This is a genomic window from uncultured Kiloniella sp. (assembly GCF_937128705.1).
GTDB lineage: Bacteria > Pseudomonadota > Alphaproteobacteria > Kiloniellales > Kiloniellaceae > Kiloniella.
In genome coordinates this window covers 1-7751 of record NZ_CAKZMP010000196.1, presented here as the reverse complement: position 1 = coordinate 7751, position 7751 = coordinate 1, and the positions used below count along the sequence as shown (strand labels likewise).

The window sequence follows — 7751 nt, the reverse complement described above, 5'->3', positions numbered from 1 at the left end:
ATGGACGACCTTGCGCGTCTTTATCCGCAGGCTTCGAATAAGGCGAAATCCGATAAGGACCGTATGGAAGTCTCTCGTGTGGCAACAGCGCAGCTTCAAGCTGGCCGCCGAGGCTATCGCGCGCTTCTGGATCATTTTATCGACGTGTCCGTCGCGGCGTTGAAAGTCGGTTATGGTAACCTTGGTGTAGAATTTGATCTTTGGAAAGGTGAAGCCTGCGTCGATCCATTAATTCCAGCGATGATTGACGAGTTGAAAGCTGCCGATATTGCAGAATTAGATGACGGTGCATTGATTATTCGCGTTGCCGAGGGCGAAAAAGATAAGACCCCGCCAGTGATGCTGCTCGCGAGTTCCGGTGCCGTTTTGTATCACACGACGGATCTGGCCACACTTATAGACCGCAAAGCCGAAATTGATCCTGATCTCATCGTTTATGTTGTTGACCAGCGCCAAGCCCTGCATTTTGAACAAGTCTTCCGCGGGGCAGCGAAGGCGGGTTGGTATGAGCGCGATCAATTGTTTCATGCAGGTTTTGGCACAATGAACGGTAAGGACGGCAAGCCGTTCAAAACCCGCGAAGGGGGCGTGCTTCGCCTCGAAGACCTCATGGAAATCATGAATGTCGCAGCGCGAGAGCGTTTGAACGCATCGGGCATAGGCGCAGATTTTGAGGCTGAAGAGCGTTCAGAGATTGCACGTAAGGTTGGTCTTGCTGCATTGAAATTTGCAGATTTGCAAAACCAACGCATGACGAATTATATTTTCGACCCAGAACGCTTTACAGCCTTTGAAGGTAAAACAGGGCCATATCTGCTTTATGCCGTTGTTCGGATTAAATCCATCTTGCGCAAAGCGGCCGATATGGGCGTTGAAGCAGGTGAAATTCTAGTCGCCGAAGAGACAGAAAAAGAACTCGTTCTTTCGCTGGATGCTTATTCGCGCGCGATTGAGCTCGCGGCCGATAAATACGCCCCGCATATATTGTGCGAGCATATTTACCGCGCCGCGCAGAGCTTTTCACGTTTCTATGCGGATTGTCCGATCCTTGCGGATGATGTTGCGGATGCTGTCAAAGCCTCACGCCTGTCGCTCGCTAAGGCGACATTGGCGCAGCTGGAACATGCTCTCGACCTACTTGCTATCGAAGCGCCCGAGAGAATGTAATTCGGTTTTATTGCCCGCGTGTTTGAAGAACAGGCTGTTGGTAAGCCTGTTGTACCATTTGTTGTTGTTGACGAACTTGCGGTTGATGCGCAGGGGCTTGCTGAACAGGTGCGGCTTGGCGCGGTGCGGTCGGAGCTTGGGCTGGCTTGGCGTTCGGCGCGGGGCCGGCTTCGGCTAGACGAATAGCTGAAGGTTTTTGGCCATCAATCGTGCGCAGTCCAGATGTGGCTTCTAGGCACTGCGCATACATATCCAAAATTTGTTTCATGTTATTTTCGCCCCAAACGCCGACGCCTTTCAGCTTGGCGACCAATTCAAATGCGATTTCTTCTTTGGTTTTTCCGGACATGTTCCCACCTTTTCCTAAAATGTTGCAGGCGAAATAACACACAGGGATTAAGGATTTACGCGCACCCGATAGATTGACTCTTTTTCTGAATCCCGCCATCAGATTAGCAATTCCTGCCAAATGGGAGAGAGCCGTAGGTAGATGCGGCCACCGAAGGCGCAACCGCCCCGGAAACGCTCAGGTCAACGGACCGTTTGGCAGTTCAAACGCTGGAAAGCGGGCAGCCCGAAAGGGAATGGTGAAATGCCCCGCCGACGGAGTAAGCTTGGCGTTTCATCCTGAAACGCGAGGTCAATCTCTCAGGCCCAAAAGGACAGCTGGTGGCGCTGGATCGGTCTCGCACCGAGGAAACGCCTATGACGGAAATTTTGAAGACAGCGTTGCACGCCAAACACATCGAACTCGGCGCAAAAATGGTGCCATTCGCAGGCTATGATATGCCCGTACAATATCCTTTGGGCGTGTTGAATGAACATCTTCACACCCGCGAGAAAGCGGGTCTGTTTGATGTGTCCCATATGGGGCAGGTGTTCCTGATGCCGGATGATAAGGATTTCGCGACAGTCGCCGCCGCGCTCGAAAAACTCGTGCCAGCCTCGATTGCGGATTTGGAACCTGGGCAGCAGCGTTACTCGCAATTTCTCAATGCCGACGGCGGAATTTTGGATGATCTGATGATCTCCCGCCTCGCGATGAAAGGTTATGAGCATGTGCTGTATCTGGTCGTGAATGCGGGCTGTAAACTGGCCGATTATGCGCATTTGAATGCGCATCTGGGAGACGGTATTACGGTCAGCGTCAAAGATGACACGCTCTCTCTCATCGCTCTGCAAGGCCCGCGCGCGGCGCAGGTTTTGGGCTGTTTTAACCCCGCTGTTGAGCAGCTGGTCTTTATGACCCACACGGATTTAGAACTCTCTGGCACGATCGATGGTGCACCGATTTGGGCCCATGTCTCGCGCTCTGGCTACACAGGCGAAGACGGTTATGAAATTTCCGTCAAACATGATGACGTTGAACGATTAGTCGACGAGCTTTTGAAATATGACGACGTTGAGCCCATCGGATTGGGGGCGCGTGATAGTTTGCGCTTAGAAGCCGGGCTATGCCTCTATGGTCATGATATCGACACGACAACATCGCCGATTGAGGCGGGTCTGATTTGGTCCGTACAGAAACATCGTCGGGGCGCGGATGCCGGATATTTGGGGGCAGAACGCGTCGCCGCCGACCTCGCAGATAAAAAATCACGCCGCCTCGTCGGGATTAAACCCGACGGCCGTGCGCCTGCGCGCGAACATACCGAAGTGCAGGATATGGACGGCAACACCATCGGCGAGATTACCAGCGGCGGCTTTGGCCCAACTGCGGGTGGCCCCGTCGCTATGGGCTATGTCGCCCGCGCATTCACCAAAGCTGGCACAGATGTCCAGGGATTATGGCTTAAAAGTTGATCCCGATGCCCGTGTTGCTGATCTTTCCGTTGGCGAACGACAACGTGTTGAAATCCTCAAAGCTCTCTATCGAGATGCCAGGGTTCTGATTTTGGATGAACCCACAGCGGTTTTGACACCACAAGAAGCTGACAGTCTGTTCAAGACCTTAAAAAGCCTGACCAAAGAAGGCTTTGCGATTATCTTTATATCGCACAAGCTTCACGAAATCCTTGCCATCAGTACACGGGTAGAAGTTTTACGCCGTGGAAAAATTGTTGGCAGCATCGAAACAGAAAAAGCTGACCGAAAACTACTGGCCGAAATGATGGTCGGCCGCACCGTTGAACGCCCGGTTCTGGAACAAATGACAATCGGAAAACCAATTGTCGAACTTGAAGACGTCAGTGTTGAAGACAAAAGCAAAGATACCAGCAACGTTCCCAAACTCAATCAGGTTAATCTGAGCGTACATCAGCATGAAATTATAGGCATCGCCGGGGTTGCCGGGAACGGGCAATCAACCCTTGCCGATCTGCTTTCCGGTCTGGAAAAACCCGATGCGGGCACCTTTACTCTTCTCGGCAATGCCGTAACCAGTGCCTCGCCCGCCGATATCGTACACCGGGGCGTCGGGCGTATTCCCGAAGATCGCCATAGCTCTGGCGTGGTTGGCGAGATGATGCTGTGGGAAAACCTTATCAGTGAAGACCTACGACATGCACCCGTGTCTAAAGCAGGCGTTTTAATAGATCGAAAAGCCTGTCTGGAACGGGCCAACAAACTGATCGACGCTTTTGATATCAGATGCGAAGGCCCCGAAGCAGAAACCAAGCTGCTTTCCGGCGGGAACATGCAAAAACTCATTCTCGCTCGGGCTCTATCGCCCCAGCCTGATTTTATCCTCGCAAACCAACCTGTGCGCGGCCTAGATGAAGGGGCCATCGCCTATGTCCATGAACAGCTTCTCGCCGCGAGAAAACGGGGCGCAGCGATTGTGCTGATTTCCGAAGATCTGGACGAGCTTTTTGCCCTATGTGACCGGATTGCCGTTATGTACCACGGCAACCTGACCCAAAGTTATGATGCCAAAACGCTGACAACAGCCGAAGTTGGCTTGATGATGGCCGGACAACAATCCGAGAATACAGGTCATTCGGTGACAACAAATTCTGGTAACGAGGAACAGCCCCATGCAAATTGAACCTCGGGAACACGTTGCCGCCTGGCGTATTGCCTTGGCACCAGTTGCCGCCGTCTTTGTCTCACTGTTAATTGGATCTGTCCTGATCCTGTGGGTCGGCGCACCTGTGTTAGAAGCCTATAGCCTGTTGGTCAAAGGGGCCGTCGGGTCCAGCTTTGCCCTGACAGAAACACTTACGCGCTCAATTCCGCTGATCTTTACCGGATTGGCAGCGACAATCGCCTTTCGCGCCAAGTTCTATAATATCGGTGCAGAGGGACAGCTTTATTGTGGGGCCTTGGCTGCGACGTTCTTTGGCACCGGGTTAATCACCCTGCCCCCGCTATTGATGATCCCCTTCCTGATGCTGGTCGGGGCCTTGGCGGGTGGCGCGGCCCTTGCCGTTCCCGTCATGCTCAAAACCCATCTGAAAGTTGATGAGGTCGTCACGACACTGTTGCTTAACTTTGTAATCCTGCTGTTTGTTGGATACTTTTTGGAAGGCCCTTTAAAAGACCCCATGTCTATGGGCTGGCCACAGGCCGCCCCCATTATTGACGAAGGTCTTTTCCCAAGCCTTGTTGATAAAAGCCGGCTTCATTTTGGCTTTGTGTTTGCCCTTATCGGCTCTGTTCTTTGTTGGGCCATGATGCGCTTTACGGTGTGGGGCTATGAAATCAGGGCCGTCGGGCTAAACACATCCGCTGCCAAGTTCGCCGGCATCAATGTAAACACCACCGTGGTCCGCACTGCCTTGATCAGTGGTGGTCTAGCGGGTCTTGCCGGGGTCAGTGAAGTCGCCGGACTAAAGGGATACCTCACCCTCGATATTTCACCGGGGTTTGGCTATACGGGCATTGCGGTTGCCATGCTGGCACAGCTCAATCCACTGGCTGTGATCCTTTCGGCGTTGTTCATTTCCATGATCTATGTCGGCGCAGATTCCATGAGCCGGGCAATTAACATCCCAACCTATATCGCGGATGTTCTGGTCGGTCTTTCCGTTCTTTCCATACTTGTCAGTGTGATGCTAACCCGCTACCGCGTGAGGTTCAGATAAAGCCATGATGGATATTCTTGAAATACTCGTTTCTGCTGGCTTCTGGGCGGCAACAATTCGCATCGTAAGTCCACTTATTCTTGGCACGCTTGGCGAACTTATCTGCGAGCGGGCTGGGGTTTTAAATCTTGGGATCGAAGGCATTATGACCATGGGTGCCATGTCTGGATGGATGTGGGTCTATATGGGCGGTGATCTGTGGACCGGGGTTATGTTCGCGGCTTTTCTGGGCCTGATGTTCGGGCTGTTGCATAGCATCTTCACCGTCTATCTTGGCCTTTCCCAACATGTGACCGGGATTGGCATTACGCTGTTTGCCTCTTCGCTTAGCTATTACGTCTATCGTATGCTGTTGCCCGATGTCACCACGCCCCCGAAAATCGAACCTTTTCAGGTTTATGAAGTTCCTTTCCTGTCTGAAATCCCGGTTATGGGCGAAGCGCTCTTTAGCCAGACGCCCCTTACCTATCTCGCCCTGATCCTTGTGCCTGTTGTCTGGTATGTGCTGTACAAGACGCCACTTGGTCTTGCCGTACGTATGGCGGGGGAAAACCCCATGGCAGTTGAAGCACAGGGCATTAACGTTCTGACAATCCGGACAGGCGCCGTGATGATCGGCAGTGCCTTTATGGCTGTGGGCGGGGCCTTTATTACCATGTCGGCCTTTGATGCCTTTTTCTTTGGCATGATCAATGGTCGCGGCTGGATCTGCATCGCACTGGTTATCTTTGCGTCATGGAAACCCGGCAAGGCCTTGATAGGTGCCCTTCTGTTCGCTGGACTTGATGCGTTACAGGTACGTGCACAGCAAACGGCTGGCGCTTTGATCCCTTATCAATTCTTCCTTATGATGCCCTATATTCTCAGTATCGTTGCGATGGTGATCATGGCCCGTAAAGCCAGCTACCCCAAAGCACTTCTGGTTCCCTTCCGCAGAGGAGAACGAACTTGAGGCGAACTAGACACGATGTTGGCACTTGATCTCGGCAACTGTATTTAACGAACGATAATTAACGGAACTCCCCATGTTTGATCTCATTATCAAAAACGCCCAACTTGCTGATAGCACAGATGCTAAAAACAGCGTTGATATCGCCGTTAAGGACGACCGTATTGTCGAAATCAATCCGCATATTACGGATGGCATTGTCGAGGGACAGACAGAGATCATTGATGCCAAAGGGCATCTGGTCACCGCCCCCTTTATTGATCCGCATTTCCACCTTGATTCCACCCTCAGCCTTGGTCAACCCAGATTGAACGAAAGCGGGACATTGCTGGAAGGCATTCAGCTTTGGGGAGAACTGAAACCGCATCTGACCCACGAAGCAATCAAGGAACGTGTACACGCCCTCGCCCGCTGGTCGATCGCCCGTGGTACCTTGGCGATACGCAGCCATGTGGATACCAGCGACGATCGCCTGCTTGCTGTTGGTGCCCTGCTCGAAGCCAAGAAAGAACTCGCCCCGTGGATTGACATTCAACTGGTTGCCTTTCCTCAGGATGGCTATTACCGCTATGCAAAAGCGGCAGAGAACCTCAAACGTGCCTTGGATATGGGCGTTGATGTTGTCGGCGGCATTCCCCATTTCGAACGCACCATGGAAGATGGCGCCCGTTCCGTAAAAACGCTGTGTGAAATCGCGGCGGACCGCGGCTTGCTGGTTGATATGCACTGCGACGAAAGCGATGATCCGCATTCCCGCCACATCGAAATCCTTGCCAGCGAAACCGTGCGCTTAGGCTTACAGGGGCGTGTTGCCGGATCTCACCTGACCTCCATGCATTCCATGGATAACTACTACGTCAGCAAGCTCCTGCCCCTGATCAAAGAAGCAGAGATCACAGCGATCCCCAATCCGCTGATCAACATAACCCTGCAAGGCCGCCACGATAGCTACCCCAAACGCCGCGGCATGACACGGGTCAAGGAAATGACCGCGATGGGCATTAACGTCGCCCTTGGCCACGACTGTGTGATGGACCCGTGGTACAGCTTTGGCAGCCACGACATGCTCGAAGTCGCCCACATGGCAACCCACGTTGCCCAGATGACGGGCGTTAACGAAACCAAAGCCATGTTCAAAGCCGTCACAGAAAACGCCGCCAAGGTCATGCACCTGCAGGACTATGGCATCGCCAAAGGCAACTTCGCTGATCTGGTGATATTACAAGCACAAGATCCCATCGAAGCCATCCGCCTGCGCCCTGCCCGATTGTTTGTCATACGCCGAGGAAAAGTTATCAGCACAACCGCCCCCGTTGAGGCACAGCTTAATCTGGACGGAAAAAGAGAAACGGTGAATTTCCTGAGATGATTGTAACAAGCTGAGATTGTTAGAGACGCAAACTGCATTTATCGTGTTATTTAAATTACGTTAACTCCGAATGAAATCAGATCGTAAACTCAGTCGCTTTGTGCCAGAAACTGACGTTTATAACCTCAATGCGGTTACATTTCGTTAATAGCGGCAATCCGATCTCCCTTTATTATATCTGTCCTGAGTAATCATGGAACGAGTTCATTTTCGTTTGGCATTCCTTTGATCTCAATACATT

The 7751-nt window shown here is 52.3% G+C and carries 7 protein-coding genes and 1 riboswitch; of the genes, 6 read left to right on the top strand and 1 reads right to left on the bottom strand.

All coding sequences use genetic code 11. The annotated features are described in order from the left end of the window. Window positions 1–1167: arginine--tRNA ligase (argS, locus tag Q0241_RS10670; protein ID WP_299377167.1), on the top strand; the 1167-nt coding region annotated here is incomplete at its 5' end. A 7-nt stretch (window positions 1168–1174) separates the two neighbouring features. On the opposite strand, the gene Q0241_RS10665 is transcribed toward argS, so the two are convergent. Next, window positions 1175–1516: a hypothetical protein gene (locus Q0241_RS10665; RefSeq protein ID WP_299377166.1), complete on the bottom strand. Its 342-nt coding sequence runs from the start codon at window positions 1514–1516 to the stop codon at window positions 1175–1177. 111 nt (window positions 1517–1627) lie between these two features. Beyond that, window positions 1628–1719: riboswitch (glycine riboswitch) on the top strand. Between the two features lie 153 nt (window positions 1720–1872). Between Q0241_RS10665 and gcvT the strand changes: the two genes are divergently transcribed. The 5 genes from gcvT (at window position 1873) to Q0241_RS10640 (ending at window position 7510) form a co-directional block, all read left to right on the top strand. Continuing rightward, on the top strand, window positions 1873–2970 hold the full coding sequence (gcvT, locus tag Q0241_RS10660) for a glycine cleavage system aminomethyltransferase GcvT (RefSeq protein WP_366941171.1): 1098 nt from the start codon (window positions 1873–1875) through the stop codon (window positions 2968–2970). Next, window positions 2942–4153 (top strand): ATP-binding cassette domain-containing protein, encoded by a 1212-nt coding sequence (locus Q0241_RS10655; RefSeq protein WP_299377164.1) that lies wholly within the window; start codon window positions 2942–2944, stop codon window positions 4151–4153. Before gcvT ends, Q0241_RS10655 begins: the two co-directional genes overlap by 29 nt. Continuing rightward, a complete protein-coding gene (locus tag Q0241_RS10650; protein ID WP_299377162.1) occupies window positions 4143–5192 on the top strand; it encodes an ABC transporter permease in 1050 nt (349 codons plus the stop codon). The genes Q0241_RS10655 and Q0241_RS10650 overlap by 11 nt, the downstream gene beginning before the upstream one ends. Window positions 5193–5196: 4 nt before the next feature. Continuing rightward, window positions 5197–6144 (top strand): ABC transporter permease, encoded by a 948-nt coding sequence (locus Q0241_RS10645; protein WP_366941170.1) that lies wholly within the window; start codon window positions 5197–5199, stop codon window positions 6142–6144. Window positions 6145–6217: 73 nt separating this feature from the next. Next, window positions 6218–7510, top strand: coding sequence for an amidohydrolase family protein (locus Q0241_RS10640; RefSeq protein ID WP_299377160.1), 1293 nt, complete (start codon window positions 6218–6220; stop codon window positions 7508–7510). Window positions 7511–7751: the final 241 nt, after the last annotated feature.